Genomic DNA, 23608 nt, shown 5'->3' on the forward strand with positions numbered 1-23608 from the left:
TCTATAAAAAGTATGAAGTGGAATCAAAAAAACTTACCGATTGTATTAGCTTCCAGGTCTCCTGCAAGAATTGAGTTATTAAACAGAATAAAAATCATCCCTTCACACATTATTAAGGCAGATATAGACGAAACACCTAATTTGCGTGAATTACCTGCTCCCTTAGCTGTAAGACTTGCTTACGCAAAAGCTATAAAAGTTGTATCTCAAATAGAAGAATCAGCAATAATTATAGCTGCTGATACCGTAGTGGCAGTAGGTAGAAGAATATTGCCAAAAGCTACTACTTATGAAGAAGTCAAGAATTGTATTAAGATATTATCAGGGCGTCGTCATCGTGTCTATACTGGGTTATGTATTATCAAAAAAGAGAATGATAGGCTTACAGTTAGACAAAAAATAGCTCAGACTATTGTAAAGTTCAAAAAATTAAGTGATGAAGAGATTAACTTTTATTGTTCTTTAGATGAAGGAATAGACAAAGCTGGCGGCTGTAAAATTTCCGGTTATGCAGAAGCTTTTATCGCATTTATTTCCGGTTCATATTCAAATGTTATGGGACTGCCTTTATTTGAAACAGTAAATACTCTCACTTCGCTAGGTTTTAAGGTATATCATTAAGATTTTTATATCGTACAGTGTCACCTAGTTCGCTTGAGCACGGGGGGATCCAGTCTTTTTAAATTTTTTCTAGATCCCGCTACAAACTTGCAGGAGGGCAATAAAAACTAATCCATGCTCATAAATGACCTAGCTGCTTAGTTTCCAGGCTCATCAAAATGACTTCTCTCATAATTTTCATGACGTTCTTGAGCTTCAATACATAATGTAGCAATAGGGCGTGCTTCTAATCTTTTTATACCTATTGGGTCACCTGTTTCTTCACAGTAACCATATTCCCCATTTTTAATACGTGATAATGCCTCTTCTATTTTACTAATTAATTTACAATATCTATTTCTACTACGAAGCTCAAAAGCTCTTTCTGTTTCATGAGTAGCACAATCATTAAGATCGGATTCTTTCAAATTTTCTTCCTTTAAATGATTTAAAGTCTCTTGAGACTCTTTTAATAAATCATCTTTCCATCTTAAAAGTTTTTGTCTAAAATATTCTAGTTGATTAGGACACATATATTCTTCATCCTTAGAAGGTGTATAACCCATAGGTAATTTAGGTGTTTCCAGCATATTAATATCTCAATATTAGCTTGAATCTATTATGTTGATAAGGTTTTTAATAATAATATATAACTTAAAATTAACGCAAGAAGATTATGAATATTAATATATATTTTATTTTTTAATTGGATATGCGCTAGTGTATACAGATACTAAATGCTTTATACTTGTCTTAGTATAGTTTTGTGTAGTAGATAGACTTTTATGACCTAATAGCTCTTGAATAGAACGTAAATCTGCACCATGCTCAAGCAAATGTGAAGCAAAACTATGTCTAAATGAATGAGCAGTTAAATGTTCAGGTAAACCATAAAAACGCTTTAATTTAATTAATTCACGATTAAATACAGTTGGCTGCAATTTCTTACCTTGCTTTCCTCTAAATATCGGCTCATTTTCACCTAACTTATATGGCAATATTTCTAAATATTGGGTAATTAAATTTTTAACAATCGGTAACCACGGAATTATTCTTTCTTTACTACCTTTACCTATTATTCTTATAAATTCTAGATTTTGTAGATGAAGTTTCGTAATTGATAATGCCTCCGATATACGAAGCCCTGTAGCATATATAAGAACAAGTAGAGCTTTATTTCTAAGCTCTACCCACTTAACATTCCCGTATTCTTCAATATGCTTAAGTGATATTACTACATCATCTTCCGATAAGGATTTTGGTAACAATTTAGTTTTTTTAGGAGACTTTATAGAAAAAATTATATGGCTATTTAATTGTGTTGTTTTTTCTAAAAACTTATAAAAATTTTTTACCGCAGATAAACCACGTGAAATTGAAGATGTAGTAAAATTATTACAGTTACGTTTTGCAAGCCAACTTCTGATTAATCTTATATCTGCAGTTTTAATATGATTTATTGTCACAAGGTCTGAATTATAATAATGCATAAACTCCAGGAAATGCTTAAGGTCATTATTATAAGAAACTACTGTATGATGAGAGTAATTTTTTTGTAAAATGAGGTATTGTTGCCACTTATTTATTAATTCCTGAATTGATGTATCTAACATTTATAAAAACTTAACTATTTTTTTAATATTAATGCTAACAATTATTGATGCATAATTTTATAAAAATTAACATGAATTAAGCGTTTATGTTTACATTACGTGACCTATAAAACACAAAAGTAAAACAATTTCTTAAGTAAAAATCTTCTAATAAGATGCAGAATATAGCACAACAAATACAAAAAAATTCAATAAGAAATCTGCTTAAAAAATAACTAAAACTGTCATACCACAACTTGATCGATGTATCTTTTAAGGTATACTAACTACTTTACAAAAGATACATCGATCAAGTTGTAGTATGACATGGTAGAAATTCTCCTCAATTACTTGCTTTTCTGTTTAACCAATTTTGTAAATAAGACTCTGCTAGTTCCTTATCTTCTATAAGAATTATATTTTCAGCATTACGTTTATCAGCGGCAACTGTGAAATTAAATGAACCGGTTATTACTCTCTTTTTATCGATAATTATAATTTTATTATGCGCAATTCCCGGTACTTTATCTATACCTACATCAATGTTTGCTCGTTGTAATTCGTGTAACTTAGAAAATTTCTGCTTTAAATTACTACGATCAAGCAATATTTTAACTTTTACTCCTCGTGCTTGTGCGTTAATAAGTGCAGTAGTAATTAACGCATCACTCATACCATATGCCTGCATATAAATAGATTCTTCAGCTATATCTATCTGATTAGCTATAAACTTAGTACAGCCGGCAGGCGGGGTAAAACATGTACTAACTTTACTTCTTGAAAGCTCTGAAATATTGTAATGCTTTATTTGTGGAGCAGATGAAGCCAATAATTTTTGAGGTATTAGATTAGTAAAATAATCTGGATTCTGTCCAGAAATACCTAAAGCAACTCCCAATATAAAGACAATACTTCTTTCTATAAACTTATTATTTTTTCTCTTCATGACTTATATTTTAGACATTGCCTGTAGACTTGCAAATCGTCATTGCGAACTAAAGACTTTGTTGCATGGAACCCGATGTCATTCCTGTCTTTACAGGAATGACATAAAGAGTATTTACCGATCCACACAACAACGTCTATTTTTTACATAACTGCCTGGAGCTTCTTCAATAACCTTTAGATTCTGATAATCTAAAGAACCTACTAGCGCTTAGTATCATTATTTTTTACAAGCCAATCAAGCAAAATGATTCCACCACATGAGCCTTTATATTCCGTATCTTTTATAAGCCACTATGACTACTTAAACTTAAGTTATCATTAAGCCGATAATTATATTTAGGACTAGATGCGGAAGATTAACTACGCCTGCTACATGCCCTAAATCCATAAGATAAAAAATCTTATATCTGCAATTTTACTCGATCTAAACACCACAGAGCTATATGATCTTCTTGTACTGCTACAAAAAAAGAATTACAATCAACTTTTCCAAGATCTATTTTTGTTCTGAGTATCTATAAATTATTAGACTCTTTTAGCAAGTTATTACAATATGTATTTTAAATATTCCTCATACATTTTTGCCGGTAAGTTGATAGAATCTGCATTCCAATATAGCAAATCAAAAGGCATTGGTTTTTTACCAAGCAATAATTATTGATAAAAAAACGTCCAAATTATCATTTACCCTTAGCAAACTTAAACTATTTGATAAATACTGCCGGTCAAAATAACCCTTTAGTTTTACATCTTTAATTAATCGTAGCTTCAGTAAAAAATATTCGAAACTCGCCCTGGACTCGCATAATCAAGCAAAGTAGTAACGAAAGTAGCACTGAACAGAATCTATTTTTAATAGGTGATAATTATAGCAAGAAATATACCACCCATGTAATATCTAACACAATCAATTTTTTTAAAACCAAGGTTTCTAACATACTCAAAAGGTGCTAAAATACCGTCTTTTAAGTAACCATTGAAGTCTTTCTCCGATAAAGAGAGATTATGATTAATCCCATGAAATAAGAAAAACTTGAAAATTATTTCCTACTAGGAAAGATACTTATTTATACATGGCGGAATAATAATAAATATCAGAATTTTGTAAACTTTCTCTTTCGGCTCATAACATATTAATTGCATAAAGCATAAAATCATTTTGAAACATCACTTTTCCTTTTGTTGCCACAATATTTTTACCGAGTTTCAAGGCTGATTTATTGGTAGTTTTAATATATCACCGGAACTTTTTATATCTCTTAAGAAATTTTCTAGTCCTTATAATAGATTTTGACCACCACTTTCTAATGCCTCACATAAAACTTTGAAGGTGAACACACATCTATAAAATGTTTAGTTGCAAACTCTAAATGTTGTTTAAGCTGATAGCTCATACTATTCATTACTGTTCTATATTCTTCTTAAACCACTCCCGGAAGAAAGCAGGTAATATTGTGTAACAAAGTCAAAATGAACATTATCTTCCCATAAAGAATCTTTAATCTTTTATCTTGATTATCTGGAGGACAATACATCTTTTGCTGGACTACTGACAAATTGTGCAAAGCTATTCGCTGTAAGCTCTCTTAATTTATCAATATACTCAACATTAAGCCTACAAAACTTTCAGGATTTGCTCAAAAACTGTTCTACCATTAAAAGAAGGCTATAATTCTGTCAATTAGGCTCCTAGGCATCATAATACTTCCTCTACCTTGCATGAAATGCAAAATAAGCTCTTGTATTTATCGGCAATTTCTTTGAAATTATTAATTATCATCTCGTGTGGAATATTATACATATTGAGTTCCGGTATTAAAATCATGTGTGTCATATACCGTGGCTTGAACACGGTATCCAAAAAATAGTTAAAAAAGACTGTATCCTCGTTCAAATCACGGGATGACACATAAACAAAGCTTATATCTTTAAACCATTCCACATATTATTAACCTTATCGATCACTTCCTGACTCATCTCTATTTTTTTACCCCATTTTCTATTTGTTTCAGGGTATATTTTATCTGTTGCATCTATTCCCATTTTACTACCAAGCCCTAACTGCGGTGATGCAAAATCCAAATAATCTATCGGAGAATTATCTATAAAAGTTGTATCACGCCTTGGATCGCTTCTTGTTGCTATTGCCCAAATTACTTCTTGCCAATTACGAACATCAATATCATCATCTACAACAATAATAAACTTACTATACATAAATTGCCGCAGATAAGACCAAATACCAAGCATTATTCTTTTAGCATGACCGGAATAAGATTTTTTAATCGATACTACTACAATTCTATATGAACATCCTTCAGGAGGAAGCCAAAAATCAACTATTTCAGGGAATTGTTGCTGCAAGATAGGAATAAAAATTTCATTTAATGCTTCACCGAGTATTGATGGCTCATCAGGCGGCTTACCTGTATAAGTACTTAAATATACGGGATTTTTTTTCATCGTTATTGCCGTTATGATAAATACTGGAAATTCCTCAACATCATTATAATATCCGGTATGATCACCAAAAGGACCTTCAGGCAAATATTCCTCTAAACTTACATAGCCTTCCAGCACTATTTCACTATGTGCCGGTACTTTTAAGTCAATGGTTTTGCATTGTACTAACTCTACTTTTTCATTACCAAGTAAACCGGCAAAATTATATTCTGAAATATTTTCAGGTATAGGCGTAACCGCTGCCAAAGTTACTGCCGGATTTGCCCCGATAACAATAGCAGCAGGAAATGGTTCTTTTTTTGCTTCCCTCCAACGTTTATGATGCTCTGCTCCGCCCCGCAATTTAAGCCAACGCATCAATAGCTTATTTTCTGAAATAATCTGCATTCGATATATGCCAAGATTATAATTATCAATACACCTCTTCCCAAACTTTAATTCTAGAGGTAATGTATTATACGTTGATCCGATACTCGTATCCTCACGTATGTCCATATACGCTGCGGTGCTTAGTTTTGCGTCTCCTTTAAATTCCTCTCTATAAGTGAATTTGGAAAGAGGTCTAATCTTATCTTCAGTTGGACCTTTAGTAACTACTATCCCCCAAGTAATTAAAGGTGAAATATCATCAGGCCAACATTTTTGAATCGGTAATATATTGATATTTGGTTTGTCAATAATGACTTCATGACAAGAGGCTTTTGATATGGTTTTAGGAGACATAGCAAATATACGCTTAGCAAGTGGTAACATTGACAATGTTTCTTTAAAAGATGCTGGAGGTTGTGGCTGTTTAAGAAATGCTACTAAAACACCAAGCTCTCTTAATTCCTCGATGTTCTGAAGCTTTAGTCCCATACAAATACGCTTTATGCTAGCATAAAGATTAGTTAGAACAGGTATATCGGACTTAGTGCCGTCGGTTTTTATAACATTTTCAAAAAGTAATGCAGGTCCACCTTGTGCTAATCCTCTTCTGCTAATTTCGGTAATTTCTAAATCAGCTTTAACTTCGGTAGAAATACGCGTTAACTCACCATTTTTTTCTAAAAATTTTAAAAATTCCAGTAAATTTTTAAAGCTCATAGTTTTATTTTTTTATTTATAATACGTGGCTTATTGTATCGATCCTATGTCATTCCTGCGAAAGCAGGAATCTAGAAATGAGTATCATACTGTGTGGACGATATCCAAAAAAAAGACTGAATCCAGCGATCAAGTGGCGTGATGACAATGGCGAAAGCTAAATTCCCACGAAAGCGGGAATAACATTATAGACACGTTTCCCTACTTACTAAAATTAGCCTTTACCTGCATATCATTCTGAATAATTGCATAGTTAATTAACTCATCAATTACAGAATTTTTAATATTATATATTATATTTTTTTCTGAATTGACACGAATATTTTTAGCCGTTAATTCATCTATACTTCTAGATTTAATATGTGCAAAATATACTGCATCGCCTATCTGAAATACAGGTGTATTACTTCCTATTTTAGTATTAAAAATTGATAATAATATCTCAGGAGTTAATGTTAGCTCATTTTCCATTTCGGATCTAATATAATTTTTTTTGCTTATTTTTATTCCGGTAGCTTTAAGTTCTTTTATATTCTCTTGATCTGAATTATATTCCTTTGCTAAATCTTTGATCATGTTTAAGTTTACATCTGCAATATTCTGCTTTATCCAAACTTTATTTACCTGCTCTTTAATACTATCAAATTCAGGTATTTTTACCGGCTGAATTGATTTTAATTCCACCAATATAAGATAGCTTTTATCTCCTGCTTCTATAGGATAAGATAATTCTCCTTCTGAAAGCTCAAAAATACTATCAGCATTTTCGGCAATTATTTTATCTTCAATAAGCTCTGCATAACTGACATAGTTAACGTTTTGTATCGGTAACTTATATTTTTCAGCAATTTCAACTAAGCTAGAACCGGCTGCCGTCTCATCTTCCAATTTTTTAGCAAACTCCATATTAAGTATGTCGATTTTTTGAGCCTTTAATAAATCATGTAATTGTTTTTGCACCGTTTCAAAACTTTGATTTCCAAATTCATCTTTATTTTCATTATAAAATTCTAACAACTCATCTTGAGTAACTGAGACTTTTAGATCCTTAATATTAGCTTTAATATAAGAAAAGCTGCGTTTCTCAGGTACTTCAAACAAGGTTTTATTATCTTGGTAAAAATCCTTTAATTGCTGATCAGTAGGAGTAGGAATTTGTAAATCTTGCGGTTTATTTTGTAAATCTATTTGTACTAATTCTACCTCTCTTTTTTCAGCCATATAATCTACTATATTGTCAGTCATAGCTTTAGGAACATAGAAACTTTCTGCAAAAGTACCGACAAAAATATTTTTTAAAGCTTTCTCTTTGAAATTTGATAAATATTTTTCTTCATCCATATAAGAATTTCTAAAATAAGTTTTAAAAATTTTAATATCAAAAACACCTTGCTTATTTTTAAACACCGGTGATTCTTTAACTAAAATTTTAACTGTATCATCACTTAGATCTAAGTCATAATAACTAACTAAATAATCTAAAACATTATCGTAAACAAGCCTTTTTAAGACTCGGTTATCAATATTTAACTGTGCTATTTCTTCATCGGTTAAATTTGTTCCAGTTTGCTTACTTATAGCGTTAATTTCCAAAGATTTTGCTCGCAAAAAATCTGCTTGAGATATGTTTTTCGCATGAGAAAAAGTAACAACATCACCACCTCTTCTTCCGTTTAATACATCTTGAATACCAAAGCCGATAAAAGCAAAAGCGATCATTGCGAATAAAATCCGCATTATAAAACTATCGGCAGTTTTTCTAAAATTATCTAACATAATTTTTTATTTAATACTTACTTTGTCATCCCTTAGCTTGACCACGGGATCCAGTATTATTAGCATTTTAAAGTTATTTTCGGTGACACTCACTTCTAGATTCCTACTGTCTCGCAGGAATGACATTTACACCATTATATCTCAAGGCCATATTATAAAGCAAAAAAACCTATATAGTCAAAAACTATATAGGTTTTTCTGTAATATATGAATAGTTGATTAGAAGTTTATACGAACTTTTACACTACCTTGCTGTGCGAAATACTTACTTCCGATATTTGTATCGTAGTTCATGCTGTATTCCATCATTTTGTACTTAGCAGTAACACCAACACCGACATCAAAGCTTATTTTGTTTTGCTTGAAGCGGTTAGTCGGGAATGGTTGTGCCATACCTTGTAATCTTGCATCAATAGCTGGCACTCTGTTCTTAAATGCATAATCAACCATTGCGTAAAGCTCAGGTGTTAGAACTACATCACTGACATTGATATTACTTGATAGTTTAGCCCCTAATATTCCGTCAAAGCTTTTATAGTGCTTTCCTTTAATGACAAGATTTTGATAAGTAGCTCCAGTTTCTTTATAGCTTTTATCTTTGATGGCTGAGTATCTAAGTCCTGCTACCGGTGTAAGGTTAATGTTCTCAGGCATTACATAGGTATAGCCTACCATTAACTGACCTGTATAGCCTTCGGATTTATACTTACCACTTGCAGTTTGATAAGCAATAGCATCCACCGCCGTTGCAACAACACGTCTTGATTTGCTTCTTATTTTATTATCCGAGTAAGATGCTATAGCTTCAACAAAGAAATTTTCATAAGGTAAGTTATATAAACCATATAAAGAATAGATGTTACTCTGTGCTTTATTCTTATCACCCTTCTTATTATTTTTTAGTTTGATATCGGTATCAGCCCTTGTATATGCAAGCCCTAACGCTAAATGATCGCTAACTAGGCCGTCAAAACCTATAGTACCGCCCGTTGTATTAGACTTATAACCGCTTATGTTATTACGCATCTTTTGCGTTGTATTACCGACAAATGGGCTTACCCATGCACCAAACTTAGCATCTCTATCCTCATCACCTGCAGCTACGGCAACCGGCTGTAGTTCAGCAATTCTAGCATTTAGATTAATTAAACTATTTGATATATTACTTGCTATAATTTGATTATTAACAGCAGCTATAGTATCACTAGGTTTTATAACATCTTGTATGAGATGACTTACAGCATCTACTACCTGTGAATTTGTCATAGATCCGAAGTCATTATTAAGAGCCTGACGTGCATCTGAACCGTTTTGTGCTTTTGCCATTCTTTCAAGCGATGTTTGAGTAAAACCTGTAAACTCTTTGTCTATCACTGCTTTAGATACGTCTTCTGCAAATAAAGTTAAAGACAATTCATCAAAAGTAAAGTTGACAAAACGGTTTTCATTGTTAATAGTTACTTTAACATTATCTGCGGGGGCAGGCTTTAAACCACCGGCTGTTTCTGCAGATACTACTGTATATTTTGTATTTGGATCTATATTATTAATATCGAAATTAGTAGCAGTCACAACAAGTTCTAAAGTTGAAACCCCTGATAAATCAAGAGTACTACCTGATTTAATTAAAATATTACCGCCTGACTTAACTGCTCCGTCAAAAGTAGTATTTAAGGTTAATGTATCGGTAAAGCTACCTGTTCCTGTATAGGTTACTTGATTTGCTCCTAAGTTAATAGTAGTACCGCTACCTGTGATGGCACCGTTAAATGCTAGGTTATTACTGAAATTCATAGTAGCACCATCAGCTTTAAAGCTCATCGCGGTTACATCTTTAGCAAAATTATAGGTAGAACCTGTGACTAAAGTCACTGGTCCTGTATTAGTAAACGTATCAGCAAAACTTGTATTACCGCCAAATGTCGCAGTACCTTTTGCGTTAACACTGCTTCCAAAACTCATTGTGCCTGCGGTGGTAATATCACCCACTGGATTATTTGCATTACCGACAACACCGATGACACTACCACCACCAGTGAAGTTCAACTTTAACGCTTGACCTCCAGTTTTATTTATACTACCTATTAAGTTAATAGCCGGCATTGTTAACATTCCTGTACCGTTACCTTGGATTTCAGTGATGCTAGTATTACCGCCTGTGGTTATAGTTACATTACCCGCACCTAATTTTAACATAGCGAGATTCGTAATAGCGCCTTTAATAGTGCTAGCACCTCTTGCAATTATCGTACCGTTAACTCCATTGCTGCTTGTAACACTACCGTTGATACTTTTATCTACACCGAGTGTTATAACCGCTGCCTGATTATTAAAATCTACATTACCATTAATATTATAGTTTTGAGTTAAAGCAGTATTAGCTCCAAATGTTAAATTAGCATTGATATCCTGATTGTAAGTAATTGCCGGTACTGATAATTCTAAATCGTTAGCAAATATCTCCGTATCTATTTGGAATGCTCCGTTTCCTTTAAATTCCAATTCTTTTAACCTATTTACTGCAGTACCGTAAGTAGCACCACCGACACTTGCAAGTATTATTCTCCCACCCGCAGCTCCTGAATCTACAACAAGTTTACCTTTATTTGGTGCAAGAGGGTCAAGTACAGCATTTAATATTATTGTACCGTTACCGACTGCACTATTTTGTAATACTAATTCAGCATCTTCATGTGCAAAATTAATAGTCTGACCATTGGCTAAAATATTTATTGCATTAGGACCTTCTGTATCAATAGTATAAGAACCTTCACCGGCAGCACATAGTGCATTTGCAGCTCCTATATTTATTTTATTAATTTGGTTCGTAATACCGCCTACATCAACAAACTTTGTATTATTTAGGATATTAAATTCAATAACATTTGTAGTATCTATATTATTAAATGCTACATTACCAAAAATGTTTAATGATCCTAATTCATTTCTTACCGTACCTATTGCTTTAGCTCCACCATCACCTTGTAAGGTTATAAGCTTTGTTGTACCAATAAGAGTTAATTGACCACCACCGGTTGCAAACGCTGGTAAATCATTTTTAAGAGTTATAACTCTATCATCTGTAGTACTATTGTTAACTAATAAAAGGCTTGAATTTGCCCCTTTAAAACTAATCACCTGACCGTTTAATAAATTAACATCAGCGTTCTTAGCATTTATTCCAAAATTCTTACCATTTTGAATGTCAATTTGTGCAACTTCACCGATACTAGCATCATTTGCAACCACTGTACTGGCAGCATTAATATTAAGTTTACCGTTATTACCGTTTGCTATAACACCGGTTAAGTTATACATTGGACCTGCAGGACCGTTAAACTCTAATGTACTACCACCAGCTTTAAAATCTATATTATTTACAACTAGACTTCCTCCAACTTGTAATGTTGCTCCTGCTCCTACATTCACTGTTGCTAATGCTGATGTATCACCTATACTACCTGTTACTGTACTATCACCGTTAAAGGTCACCACACCATTATTAGCATTATCAGTATTATCTATTGCTCCGGTTACTATCACAGGATTTATAAATGTCAATTCTGATGCATTATCTGTTAAATTTATCACATTTGCTTTGACTATGCCGCCCTGTACTTGTACTAATCCTGCTCCTACACTCAATTTTGCTAATGCTGCTGTATCACCTATATTGCCGGTTACCGTACTTGCGCCATTAAAGGCCACCACACCATTATTAGCATTACCAGTATTATCTATTGCTCCGGTTACTATCACAGGATTTGCAAATGTCAATTCTGATGCATTATCTGTTAAATTTATTGCATTTGCTTTGACTACGCCACCCTGTACTTCTAAGCCTGCTCCTACACTCAATTTTGCTAATGCTGCTGTATTACCTATACTACCTGTTACCGTACTTGCGCCATTAAAGGTCACCACACCATTATTAGCATTACCAGTATTATCTATTGCTCCGGTTACTACTACAGGATTTGTAAATGTCAATTCTGATGCATTATTTGTTAAATTTATTGCATTTGCTTTTACTACATCGCCCTGTACTTCTAAGCCTGCTCCTACACTCAATTTTGCTAATGCTGCTGTATTACCTATACTACCTGTTACTGTACTTGCGCCATTAAAGGTCACCACACCATTATTAGCATTACCAGTATTATCTATTGCTCCAGTTACTACTACAGGATTTGCAAATGTCAATTTTGATGCATTATCTGTTAAATTTATTGCATTTGCTTTGACTACGTCGCCCTGTACTTCTAAGCCTGCTCCTACACTCAATTTTGCTAATGCTGCTGTATTACCTATACTACCTGTTACTGTACTTGCGCCATTAAAGGTCACCACACCATTATTAGCATTACCAGTATTATCTATTGCTCCAGTTACTACTACAGGATTTGCAAACATCAATTTTGATGCATTATCTGTTAAATTTATTGCATTTGCTTTGACTACGCCACCCTGTACTTGTACTAAGCCTGCTCCTACACTCAATTTTGCTAATGCTGCTGTATTACCTATACTACCTGTTACTGTACTTGCGCCATTAAAGGTCACCACACCATTATTAGCATTACCAGTATTATCTATTGCTCCGGTTACTATCACAGGATTTACAAATGTCAATTCTGATGCATTATTTGTTAAATTTATTGCATTTGCTTTGACTACGTCGCCCTGTACTTCTAAGCCTGCTCCTACACTCAATTTTGCTAATGCTGCTGTATTACCTATACTACCTGTTACTGTACTTGCGCCATTAAAGGTCACCACACCATTATTAGCATTACCAGTATTATCTATTGCTCCGGTTACTATCACAGGATTTACAAATGTCAATTCTGATGCATTATTTGTTAAATTTATTGCATTTGCTTTTACTACGTCGCCCTGTACTTGTACTAAGCCTGCTCCTACACTCAATTTTGCTAATGCTGCCGTATTACCTATACTACCTGTTACTGTACTTGCGCCATTAAAGGTCACCACACCATTATTAGCATTACCAGTATTATCTATTGCTCCGGTTACTATCACAGGATTTGCAAATGTCAATTTTGATGCATTATTTGTTAAATTTATTGCATTTGCTTTTACTACGTCGCCCTGTACTTGTACTAAGCCTGCTCCTACACTCAATTTTGCTAATGCTGCCGTATTACCTATACTACCTGTTACTGTACTATCACCGTTAAAGGTCACCACACCATTATTAGCATTACCAGTATTATCTATTGCTCCGGTTACTATCACAGGATTTGCAAATGTCAATTCTGATGCATTATTTGTTAAATTTATTGCATTTGCTTTGACTACGCCACCCTGTACTTCTAAGCCTGCTCCTACACTCAATTTTGCTAATGCTGCTGTATTACCTATACTACCTGTTACTGTACTATCACCATTAAAGGCCACCACACCATTATTAGCATTACCAGTATTATCTATTGCTCCAGTTACTACTACAGGATTTGTAAATGTCAATTCTGATGCATTATTTGTTAAATTTATTGCATTTGCTTTGACTACGTCGCCCTGTACTTCTAAGCCTGCTCCTACACTCAATTTTGCTAATGCTGCTGTATTACCTATACTACCTATTACTGTACTTGCACCATTAAAGGCCACCACACCATTATTAGCATTACCAGTATTATCTATTGCTCCAGTTACTACTACAGGATTTGCAAATGTCAATTTTGATGCATTATTTGTTAAATTTATTGCATTTGCTTTGACTACGTCGCCCTGTACTTCTAAGCCTGCTCCTACACTCAATTTTGCTAATGCTGCTGTATTACCTATACTACCTGTTACTGTACTATCACCGTTAAAGGTCACCACACCATTATTAGCATTACCAGTATTATCTATTGCTCCGGTTACTATCACAGGATTTGCAAATGTCAATTCTGATGCATTATCTGTTAAATTTATTGCATTTGCTTTGACTACGCCACCCTGTACTTGTACTAATCCTGCTCCTACACTCAATTTTGCTAATGCTGCTGTATTACCTATACTACCTGTTACTGTACTTGCATCATTAAAGGCCACCACACCATTATTAGCATTACCAGTATTATCTATTGCTCCAGTTACTACTACAGGATTTGTGAACGTCAATTCTGATACATTATCTGTTAAATTTATCGCATTTGCTTTTACTATATTTCCTCCAAGAGAAAGTGTAGTTGCCCCAACACTTATTTTAGCTAATGGATTAGCATTACCTATTATTCCATTAATTGTAGTATCTGTATTAGCAGTTATTATACCCCCTCCATTTATATTTCCTGTAAGGATTATCAATGCAGGCATGTTAGAGTGAATGGTTAATTGAGCATTTGCACCACCTAAAGTGATATTTCCTAAACCGGTATAAATATTAGCATTAGCATTAAAACCATGCTGTATGTCAACTGCATTTGTACCGGTTAAAGTTAAATTTTGATTATCATTAATAGTAACAGGCAATAAGTTACCATCTGTAATAATAGACCCGACATTGGTATTGTGATTGATATTTAGGCCTCCGGGATTAGTACCTGCAACATTTATAGCCTGAATAATACGACCAGCTACATCTGCAGTGATAATATGATCACCACCGAAAGTAAATGCATAATTATCTTGAGGTCCGGCAACACCTTGAGCATTATCTGCTCCTGCCTGCGTTATACCATGCCAATTATTAGCACCAATATTATCACTAAATGCTGCATTATTATTATTAGAAATAACACCATTTGCAACACCCAATGTCCCACTACTACTCAGCATTAATGCTGCGGTTGAGGTGGTGAATAAAGCGGTTTTAAGACCTTTTTGAATTACTTTTTGGAATAGTTTTGGAGAAATATTTGTCATATTTATAGACCTTAATAAAAATTAAATAACTTAGGAAATTAAATAACTTAGAAATTTGTTCTCATTTTAAATTAACTTTTTAAATATGTCTATTACAATTAATATATAAATGATATTTTTACAAAATTTGTTATAAATTTGTGGCATTATTGCATAATAGAGGGGAGGAGAGCACAGTGTAGCATTATTAAAGTATATTCGGTGTTATCTCCCATAGCTTGATCACTGTATTAATTTTTCACTGTAGTTAGCTTTTTATAGTATGACAGCAAGAATTAGACATCATAATTGGTCTTTGTATTCAATAATTAACATCCTTAATAATATAAAGTTGTTACTAATTCTAAATCACTCATATATATTGCTTTATAGTTTAAAGGCATTGAGAACAATCATAGATTATCTCCATTATTTAATATATTTCGGCGACAATTAAAAATATATTAATAATAATACTAGATAACATAAATCCCTATCTCTTAGGCAATAATATTTCTCTCTTACCAGTATGGTTTGGTGGTGAAACTATCCCCTCTTTTTCCATTTTCTCAACTAAATTAGCAGCTTTGTTATAACCGATTCTAAGCGATCTTTGGATATAGCTAATAGATGATTTCCGCTCATTATGCACTATCTGCACGGCTTTTTTGTAAAGTACTTCATCAGATGTGCCATCGCTGATATCAATACTACTGTCGTCTTCCTCAGGATGCTCGGTAACAGCAGATATATATTCAGGTGTACCAGTTTCTTTCAAATATTCCGTAATTTTCTCAATTTCGGCTTCATTAACAAATGGTCCGTGTACCCTACTTATCTTTGAAGTGTTTCCCATAAATAGCATATCGCCCATACCGAGTAACTGCTCGGAACCTTGCTCGCCTAAAATCGTACGGCTATCAATTTTAGAGGTAACTTTAAAACTAATACGGCTTGGAAAATTGGCTTTAATGATGCCGGTAATAACGTCTACCGAAGGTCTTTGCGTTGCCATAATAATATGGATACCTGCCGCTCTTGCCATTTGAGCAAGCCTTTGAATCAACATTTCAATATCCTTACCAGCCACTAGCATTAAATCAGCCATCTCATCAACAATTACCACTATGTAAGGTAGTTTGTCCATATTCATCGTAATGGTTTCGTAAATAGGTTTGCCGGTTTCAGGATCAAAACCCGTTTGAATCGAACGCTCAATTACTCTATTTTCTTTAACCGCCTCTAAGATTTTTGCATTATAACCTGCGATATTTTTAACCCCAATATTACTCATCATTCTATAGCGATTTTCCATTTCCTTAACTGCCCATTTAAGAGCAACTACTGCCTTAGAAGGCTCGGTTACCACAGGAGTTAGCAAATGCGGTATTCCATCATAAGCTGATAACTCTAGCATTTTCGGATCAATCATGATAAAGCGGCATTCTTCAGGAGTATAGCGATATAACAGCGAGATGATCATGGCGTTAATCCCAACCGATTTACCTGAACCGGTAGTTCCTGCAATAAGCAAGTGAGGCATCTTAGCAAGGTCGGCAATGAGCGGCTTACCTGCTAAATCTTTACCCAAGACTAACGGCAATAAAGTTGATTTATCTTGATATTCAGGTGTCTCTATAAGTTCTTTTAAACAGAAGAATTCACGTTGCTTATTAGGCAGTTCAATACCAAGTACATTTTTCCCAGGTATTACTGCTATCCTTGTTGATAAAGCAGATAACGAGCGTGCTATATCGTCTGATAAGCCTACCACTCTTGAAGTTTTAGTACCTGCTGCCGGCTCAAATTCATATTGAGTTACCACTGGTCCTTGGTTTATATTAATAATTTGCCCATGAACTCCAAAATCATTCAACACTGTTAATAACTCTTCAGCTTTTTGTTTCAGCACTGAGGAAGAAGCCAGTTTTACATGATGGTTTTCAGCATCACGTAATAACGAAATAGGTGGCAATTCTGCTATTTCAATTTGAGATATTTTAGGAGCATGGGGTTTGCTAAAGAATTTTATAGGATTTGCAGGTGCAGGGTTATTTTCTGCAACGAATTTTACTTTTTCACTCACAGGCTTTTGGTAAGCAGAAGTTATATTTATCTTATCATTATTCTTATTAGGGAATAATCTTACTGAAGACAACCGTGCAAATACATTATGTAAAAAAAATTGTATCCGGTAGGCTAAAAATTTACCTAGCTTAATAATAAAATTACTTAAAGAAGTAAATTGTATTTCAAGTAAAACGACTAATATAATAAAGGTAAAAAATATTAATAATAAGTAAAGTTGATTTGTAAATCCTTCAAAGAAATTAAAGGCTATTATTCCAATAGCTCCGCCTGCATTTGCCGGTATGAATTCTAGTTTGATATTAGATAATAATGTGCTACTGCTTAAGAGAGCAAACAACATTACAAACACACGTATAAATGGTGCACGATATCTTCCATACCAACAATTTCTCCCCCAAACAAAGCAGGCAAGCGGTATGATAAAAGCAGCTAACCCAAAAAATTGATATAAAAAATCCGATAAATAAGAGCCAAAAATACCGACTAAATTACTAGGATACTCTGTTGTGACCGAGTTAAAAGAAGGATCCTCTATATTATATGATGTGAGAACAGTAACAACACCAAGCCCGATTATCCCTAAGATAACAGCTTGTATTTTATTGCTTGAACGAATTTTGTTTATGTAATATAGCATAGTTTTAAATATTAAGCTAAATTATGAATTTAATATCTTTTTCTATAAGTCTCTATAGACTTTTCAATAAAGAAATAAATTAAAAAAGAGATAATTATTACTGTTATAAAAGTAACTAATGTATCAAGAAATTTCCCATTATCACCCAATATGAAATAGCAGGTAATTATATTATATAAGACAATATAAACGACAATAATATATTGGGTAAGAGAGTAAAGCAATTCATTTATCTCACTTATTATCTTTGATTAAGTCAAATATTTGTCCTAAAGATAGAGCAAATAAACAATAAAAAAGTAATTTTTTTAATTTAGGCTCTATTGGGATAAGCAGAAAAGTAATAATTATTAATATAACATATAATATAGAGTAATTGATTAAGCCAAGACTTTTCTTCATGTACTTCTTTATTACTTTATTAGTATAAATATAAAATGCTTGACTACCAATTAAGAAAATTGCAAGTGCAGAAGGAAAGAATCTATAAAACCAAGGATCGCCTATAAATCTATTAAATTGAAGAATAATTCTAGTGGATAAAATATAGATACTTTTCTTTTTTAGAATCCAAAGTGCTATTAAATAAAAAGACAGTTCTAACCCCATTGACAAAACAGGAGGTATCAACAAAAATTGTTACATCTTAAAACAACATTGTTAGGTTTGTAAAAAATAAGAAAACTAGCTGGAAATGGAAGATTATATAATTGCCTTAAAGAAGAAAATTTTTGCTGCAAGAAGATAAGTAGTTAAAATACAAAAAATATAAGTAGGATAAAGACTTAAATATCTACTTTTCCAAAAGTTTATTTTGCTTGTATAATTGCTTTGAATCATAGCTATATAAAAGCTGGATTGTACTGCAATTTCTCTACCTACAAATTTAATACATGGATGAGAGTTTGAATTTACAGAAAGAGCAAATAATAACCTAACTACACCGATTATATTAAATAATATATCCAAAACCTAAATAAAGTAACATAGTGGCACTTCTTAATAAATAGGATAAGTTATTTACATAAAAAGAACCATTTTGTATTATATGAAAAATATATTTTTACTTGATTATATAACTCTCAAGTAATTTATAATGAAAGGTAATTAAAATTCATGACCATAAAAATCCACACAGAAAAAGATTTTGAAAAGATGCGGGCAGCAGGAAGATTGGCTGCAGAGACACTCGATTTTATTACTGATCACGTAAAACCGAATGTTACTACCAATAGTTTAAATGACCTTTGTCATAATTTTATCACTGCTCATAATGCTATTCCCGCACCGTTAAATTATAAAGGTTTTCCGAAATCGATTTGTACTTCGATAAATCATGTAGTTTGTCACGGCATTCCAAATGATAAGCCTTTAAGAAACGGCGATATAGTAAATATTGATGTTACGGTAATTGTAGACGGTTGGTACGGCGATACTAGCCGTATGTATTATGTCGGTGACGTAGCCATTAAACCAAAACGTCTTATTCAGGTAACCTATGATGCAATGATGAAAGGCATTGAAGTAGTGAGACCTGGTGCTAAACTCGGTGATATTGGGCATGCTATTCAAAGCTATGCTGAGAAGCATAACTATTCGGTAGTGAGAGATTATACAGGCCACGGTATTGGAAGAGTTTTCCATGATGAACCGTCAATATTAAATTACGGTCGCAGCGGCACAGGTCTAACGTTAGAAGAAGGAATGTTTTTTACCATTGAACCTATGATAAATGCCGGTCACTATAACACAATATTAAGTAAGCTAGATGGATGGACGGTTACTACGCGTGATAAATCATTATCGGCTCAATTTGAGCATACTATAGGTGTGACTAAAGACGGTTTTGAAATATTTACGTTATCGCATAAAAAACTTGATTATCCTCCATATGTTAAATAATAAATTGATAGAATTATGCAATAATGAAATAGACGTATACTCCCTGTGAAATAAAGAATGGTTATACGATCAACTTGGAAAAGAGCAAGGAGTCTGTATGTAAGCCAAGTAGTGGAGCAATAATATGTGAGCATCCGATGACTTACAAAGATGATGTAGACAATTTTTCAAGTTCATCGAGTATACCTCATTATATAGGTCGACCAATTAGATAGGTCGACCATAAAAGAGTAAAAGAACACTTCATTGCCGCCGGAGCAGAACATTTTTCCGATTACAAATTACTTGAAATAATACTATTTGCGGCTATCCATTGTAAAAACGCAAAACCTCTTGCTACAAAGCTACTTGATCATTTGATAAGGAAAGATTACTTAGTATTAAAGGTACCAATGAAAATTTATATATTAGCTCTAATAAGTGAGTTGGTAAATAGAGATTGAAATAAGAATATTATTGCTTCCTGGAGTTCTTGTATTGATTATTTAAAAGTTAATATGGGCAATATGCGTTTAGAGCAATTTCGTATATTATTTTTGAATAAGCAAAATACTTTAATTGCCGATGATGAGATCTTAAGCCAAGTCACTATAGACCACGCTGTGGTATATCCTACAAGATAATTAAACGAGCTTAATTTAATGCAGCAAGAAACTTTATACTTATGCATAATCATCCAAATGGTAACCCTGAAGCCGATATTCAAATAAGATAGTAGAGATATGCCAACCTGTAAATATTATAGTACATGATCATGTGTCATTTATTAAGTAATAACAAATATTATAGTTTTAAATCTAATATGTTCTATGAATATAAATAGCTATAGCACATTATTTATTTTTTCGTTTATAGCAACTGCTATGTTAACATATATATTAACTAAATATCTTCCTGTAATCGGTTTAGTTGATGTACCGAGTAGTCGTCGCTCTCATGATAAGATAACACCACGCGGTGGCGGTCTTGCGATTGTAATTGTTGTAATGATTGCTTTGAGCGGGTTTGAATATATAACAAGCAATAACCTTGTTAATTCAATAAAAATATTACCATTATTATTAGTAATTGCCTTGGTTTCTTTTTTAGATGACTTAAAAGCTGTACCTATTCTAATTCGCTTAATAGTCCATTTAATTTGTGCAGCTTTTGCTATTTTTCTTTTCTCACAGGTAAACTCCGTGCATATAATAATATATGCTATTTTAGTTATAGCTTTAAGCGGTTTTATTAATATATATAATTTTATGGACGGTATAGATGGTATGAGTTGCATAGAATCTATTCATCTTGCTAGCACTATGCTTATATTATGTTTTTTACAATTTTCGGCTATTGATAACCCATATTTTATATCTAGTGTAAATGTTATTATTCTTGGTTGTTCCTGTGGTTTTTTAATATTTAATTGGCATCCGGCAAAAATATTTTTAGGAGATGTAGGAAGTATTAGCCTTGGATTCTTAACGGGTCTTTGTTTGCTCTTACTTGCTCTTACAAATACTAATTTATTTATAGCTTGTGTTATTGCTAGCTTATATTACATTACCGATGCCGTGCTAACCATATTAATTCGGCTACTCAATAAAGAAAAAATTTGGCAACCTCATTTAAAGCATTTTTTTCAAAAAGCAGTACAAAAAGGTAAGTCTCATAAACAAGTAGTATCGATTATAGCGGTTTGTAATATATTTTTAATAATTATATCGGTTACATCTTTATATTTTCCTATAATATCTATAATGCTTGCTTTAGCCGTTATAACTTTAACAGTGCAGAGTTTATTAAAATGAAACTAATTAAAGAGGATATTGATAAAATAATTAGACGTCTATTTGCCAAACAACATCCGTTGCTACCTGAAATCATAATTAACTGGAATAAAATAGTCGGGTTTCACTTCAGCACTAAGGCCTTACCTTTAAAAATCACCACATATACTTATAAAAAACGGAAAATTAATACTCTATTTATACAAGCAGAAGATAATGCTATTGCAGCAGAATTACCTTATTATCAAGATATTATACTAGAACGTATTAAAATTTATTTAGGCTTTGAAGCAATACATCAAATGAATGTAACGTTCTATAAGCAAAAGCCTTAGAGGCGTCTGTCTCTGTAAAGTTATTTTAATTGATAATTAAATTCTTTTTTTGCTATAACTTATAAGTTTTTTTGAAATAGGAACAGCTATTCCAGCAAAAAACTTATTAAGTTTCGCTATTAAATCTCTTTAATTATCAATTAAAATAACTTTACAGAGACAGACGCCTCTAAGGCATGATAATTAAATTATGCTCTCTTCTCGTGAATTTCCTGAATTAAAATATCTGCCCTAATATTTAATTTTAATGTAATTTTCTAATCATAGACAAAGTATAATAAGCTCTTCTTTTATTAAGCATTTCAGACACTTTACTTCTTGATACTCTTTTCTAAATCTTTCCTAGAAAGACCAAGCTGCTTCTATCCTAAAATTCATTGCTGCAATTGGATCAGGTGCTTTCTATTTTATAATATTTATGCTTATAAGCTTATACTAAGACTGATAATATTTCTAATTTTTCAGCTTTTTGATGAATTTTCTTTTGCATCTAATAAACTATCTATTTCTTTTAATGGTTCTTGATATTCTTTTGCTGTTTTTATAATATTTATTTCCATACTCAAATCTCCTTAACATTTATCTTATCATATTCTGCATGCATTCCCACAAATCTTATGACATTGTTGTTGCGTAGTTCTTAAAAGTGGTTAATGTCATTCCTGCAAAAGCAGGAATGACACAACAAAGTCAAAGTACATAAACAAAAAAGGAGTCTTTAAAATTAAAGACTCCTTTTTCGTGTTAATAGCTTGTAAAAAGATTTAATAGCTAATTACATATCAAATCTTAAACCTGCCATTAGGTTATTACCTTTATAACTGGTTCCACCAAATTTATGTGTAACTCCATACATAGCTTTAGTGGTATTTTTTGTTTTACCGTAATCTGTCCAGCTATAAACGAGTTCTGCTTTTACACCTTGTGCTACTTCAAATGAAGTACCTAAAGATAATTGATAAGCAAAATTGATTTTATTTTTAGTAGTTAGGCTAGGATTATTAACAGTCAAAGTTATACCATTAGCATTTGTAGAAACGTCTTTTCCTGTGATTGTCTCTTTTACCATTGCAAGCCCAACACCAGCACCAGCAAAAACTTTAAACATACTTAAATCAACAAAATCTACATAACCATTAAGTAACGCACTTACAATAGTAGGCTTATGTTTTACTATATTACCTCTTGTACTTTTTTTCAGATGCACATTTATTACTGTTCCAAGTGTTAAATCGGTTCTTAAATTATCCATGATATAATAACCTACTCCAATATTACCAGTAAAACCAGTATTAGATTTTAGTTTAAAATCTGTACCTTTAGATATAGAAGGTTTTGTTTTGTTAAAAATCATGGTACCGGCATTAAGTTTTAAATACCATTGATTTTCCATAGAGGATGATGATATCGATGAATTAGTAGATGAATCTACAGAGGAATGCATATCGCAATCAGCGAATGAAAGACTGGAAGTTAAAAGTGCTGTGCTTGCAGCTGATATTAAAAGTAATTTTTTCATATTGTTCAATTTTTCCTTTAAATTTTATATTG

The 23608-nt window shown here is 32.6% G+C and carries 15 protein-coding genes and 3 pseudogenes; 6 read left to right on the top strand and 12 right to left on the bottom strand.

Features of this window, described 5'->3' with window-relative positions; genetic code table 11:
* Positions 1 to 12: 12 nt before the first annotated feature.
* Complete coding sequence (locus A1E_RS04670; RefSeq protein WP_012149159.1) at positions 13 to 621, top strand: Maf family protein; 609 nt, start codon at positions 13 to 15, stop codon at positions 619 to 621.
* A gap of 137 nt (positions 622 to 758) precedes the next feature.
* On the opposite strand, the gene dksA is transcribed toward A1E_RS04670, so the two are convergent.
* From dksA to A1E_RS07030, 11 genes and pseudogenes are all read right to left on the bottom strand, one after another.
* Entirely contained in the window at positions 759 to 1190 is a 432-nt protein-coding gene (gene dksA, locus A1E_RS04675; protein WP_012149160.1) for an RNA polymerase-binding protein DksA, read from the bottom strand.
* 105 nt (positions 1191 to 1295) lie between these two features.
* A complete protein-coding gene (locus A1E_RS04680; protein ID WP_012149161.1) occupies positions 1296 to 2213 on the bottom strand; it encodes a tyrosine recombinase XerC in 918 nt (305 codons plus the stop codon).
* 322 nt (positions 2214 to 2535) lie between these two features.
* Positions 2536 to 3138: a phospholipase D gene (pld, locus tag A1E_RS04685; RefSeq protein ID WP_012149162.1), complete on the bottom strand. Its 603-nt coding sequence runs from the start codon at positions 3136 to 3138 to the stop codon at positions 2536 to 2538.
* 1125 nt (positions 3139 to 4263) lie between these two features.
* Positions 4264 to 4350 (bottom strand): hypothetical protein, encoded by an 87-nt coding sequence (locus A1E_RS07540; protein WP_410524330.1) that lies wholly within the window; start codon positions 4348 to 4350, stop codon positions 4264 to 4266.
* A gap of 710 nt (positions 4351 to 5060) precedes the next feature.
* Positions 5061 to 6020, bottom strand: a pseudogene (locus A1E_RS07335) (UbiD family decarboxylase); the annotation flags it as partial.
* A gap of 147 nt (positions 6021 to 6167) precedes the next feature.
* Positions 6168 to 6689, bottom strand: a pseudogene (locus tag A1E_RS07345) (UbiD family decarboxylase domain-containing protein); the annotation flags it as partial.
* Positions 6690 to 6890: 201 nt separating this feature from the next.
* Positions 6891 to 8465, bottom strand: a complete 1575-nt coding sequence (locus tag A1E_RS04695) for a SurA N-terminal domain-containing protein (RefSeq protein WP_012149164.1) — start codon at positions 8463 to 8465, stop codon at positions 6891 to 6893.
* Positions 8466 to 8684: 219 nt separating this feature from the next.
* The gene (locus A1E_RS04700) at positions 8685 to 15341 is read right to left on the bottom strand and encodes an autotransporter outer membrane beta-barrel domain-containing protein (protein ID WP_012149165.1); all 6657 of its coding nucleotides are present in this window, start codon (positions 15339 to 15341) and stop codon (positions 8685 to 8687) included.
* A 472-nt stretch (positions 15342 to 15813) separates the two neighbouring features.
* The gene (locus A1E_RS04705; protein ID WP_012149166.1) at positions 15814 to 18048 is read right to left on the bottom strand and encodes an FtsK/SpoIIIE family DNA translocase; all 2235 of its coding nucleotides are present in this window, start codon (positions 18046 to 18048) and stop codon (positions 15814 to 15816) included.
* Positions 18049 to 18282: 234 nt separating this feature from the next.
* Positions 18283 to 18657: a hypothetical protein gene (locus tag A1E_RS07025; RefSeq protein ID WP_012149167.1), complete on the bottom strand. Its 375-nt coding sequence runs from the start codon at positions 18655 to 18657 to the stop codon at positions 18283 to 18285.
* Positions 18658 to 18750: 93 nt separating this feature from the next.
* Positions 18751 to 19017 (bottom strand): hypothetical protein, encoded by a 267-nt coding sequence (locus A1E_RS07030; protein WP_012149168.1) that lies wholly within the window; start codon positions 19015 to 19017, stop codon positions 18751 to 18753.
* A gap of 147 nt (positions 19018 to 19164) precedes the next feature.
* On the opposite strand from A1E_RS07030, the gene map reads away from it, so the two are divergent.
* From map to A1E_RS04730, 5 genes and pseudogenes are all read left to right on the top strand, one after another.
* A complete protein-coding gene (gene map, locus A1E_RS04715) occupies positions 19165 to 19950 on the top strand; it encodes a type I methionyl aminopeptidase (RefSeq protein ID WP_012149169.1) in 786 nt (261 codons plus the stop codon).
* A gap of 224 nt (positions 19951 to 20174) precedes the next feature.
* Positions 20175 to 20374, top strand: a pseudogene (locus A1E_RS07350) (DNA repair protein); the annotation flags it as partial.
* 73 nt (positions 20375 to 20447) lie between these two features.
* Complete coding sequence (locus A1E_RS07040) at positions 20448 to 20573, top strand: JAB domain-containing protein (protein ID WP_012149170.1); 126 nt, start codon at positions 20448 to 20450, stop codon at positions 20571 to 20573.
* 186 nt (positions 20574 to 20759) lie between these two features.
* Complete coding sequence (locus A1E_RS04725) at positions 20760 to 21743, top strand: MraY family glycosyltransferase (protein WP_012149171.1); 984 nt, start codon at positions 20760 to 20762, stop codon at positions 21741 to 21743.
* Complete coding sequence (locus tag A1E_RS04730; RefSeq protein WP_012149172.1) at positions 21740 to 22057, top strand: DciA family protein; 318 nt, start codon at positions 21740 to 21742, stop codon at positions 22055 to 22057. Before A1E_RS04725 ends, A1E_RS04730 begins: the two co-directional genes overlap by 4 nt.
* A gap of 775 nt (positions 22058 to 22832) precedes the next feature.
* Here A1E_RS04730 and A1E_RS04735 read toward each other — a convergent pair.
* The gene (locus A1E_RS04735; protein ID WP_012149174.1) at positions 22833 to 23576 is read right to left on the bottom strand and encodes an outer membrane protein; all 744 of its coding nucleotides are present in this window, start codon (positions 23574 to 23576) and stop codon (positions 22833 to 22835) included.
* Positions 23577 to 23608 lie beyond the last annotated feature (32 nt).

The sequence above is a fragment of the Rickettsia canadensis str. McKiel genome (assembly GCF_000014345.1).
GTDB classification, from domain to species: Bacteria; Pseudomonadota; Alphaproteobacteria; order Rickettsiales; family Rickettsiaceae; genus Rickettsia; species Rickettsia canadensis.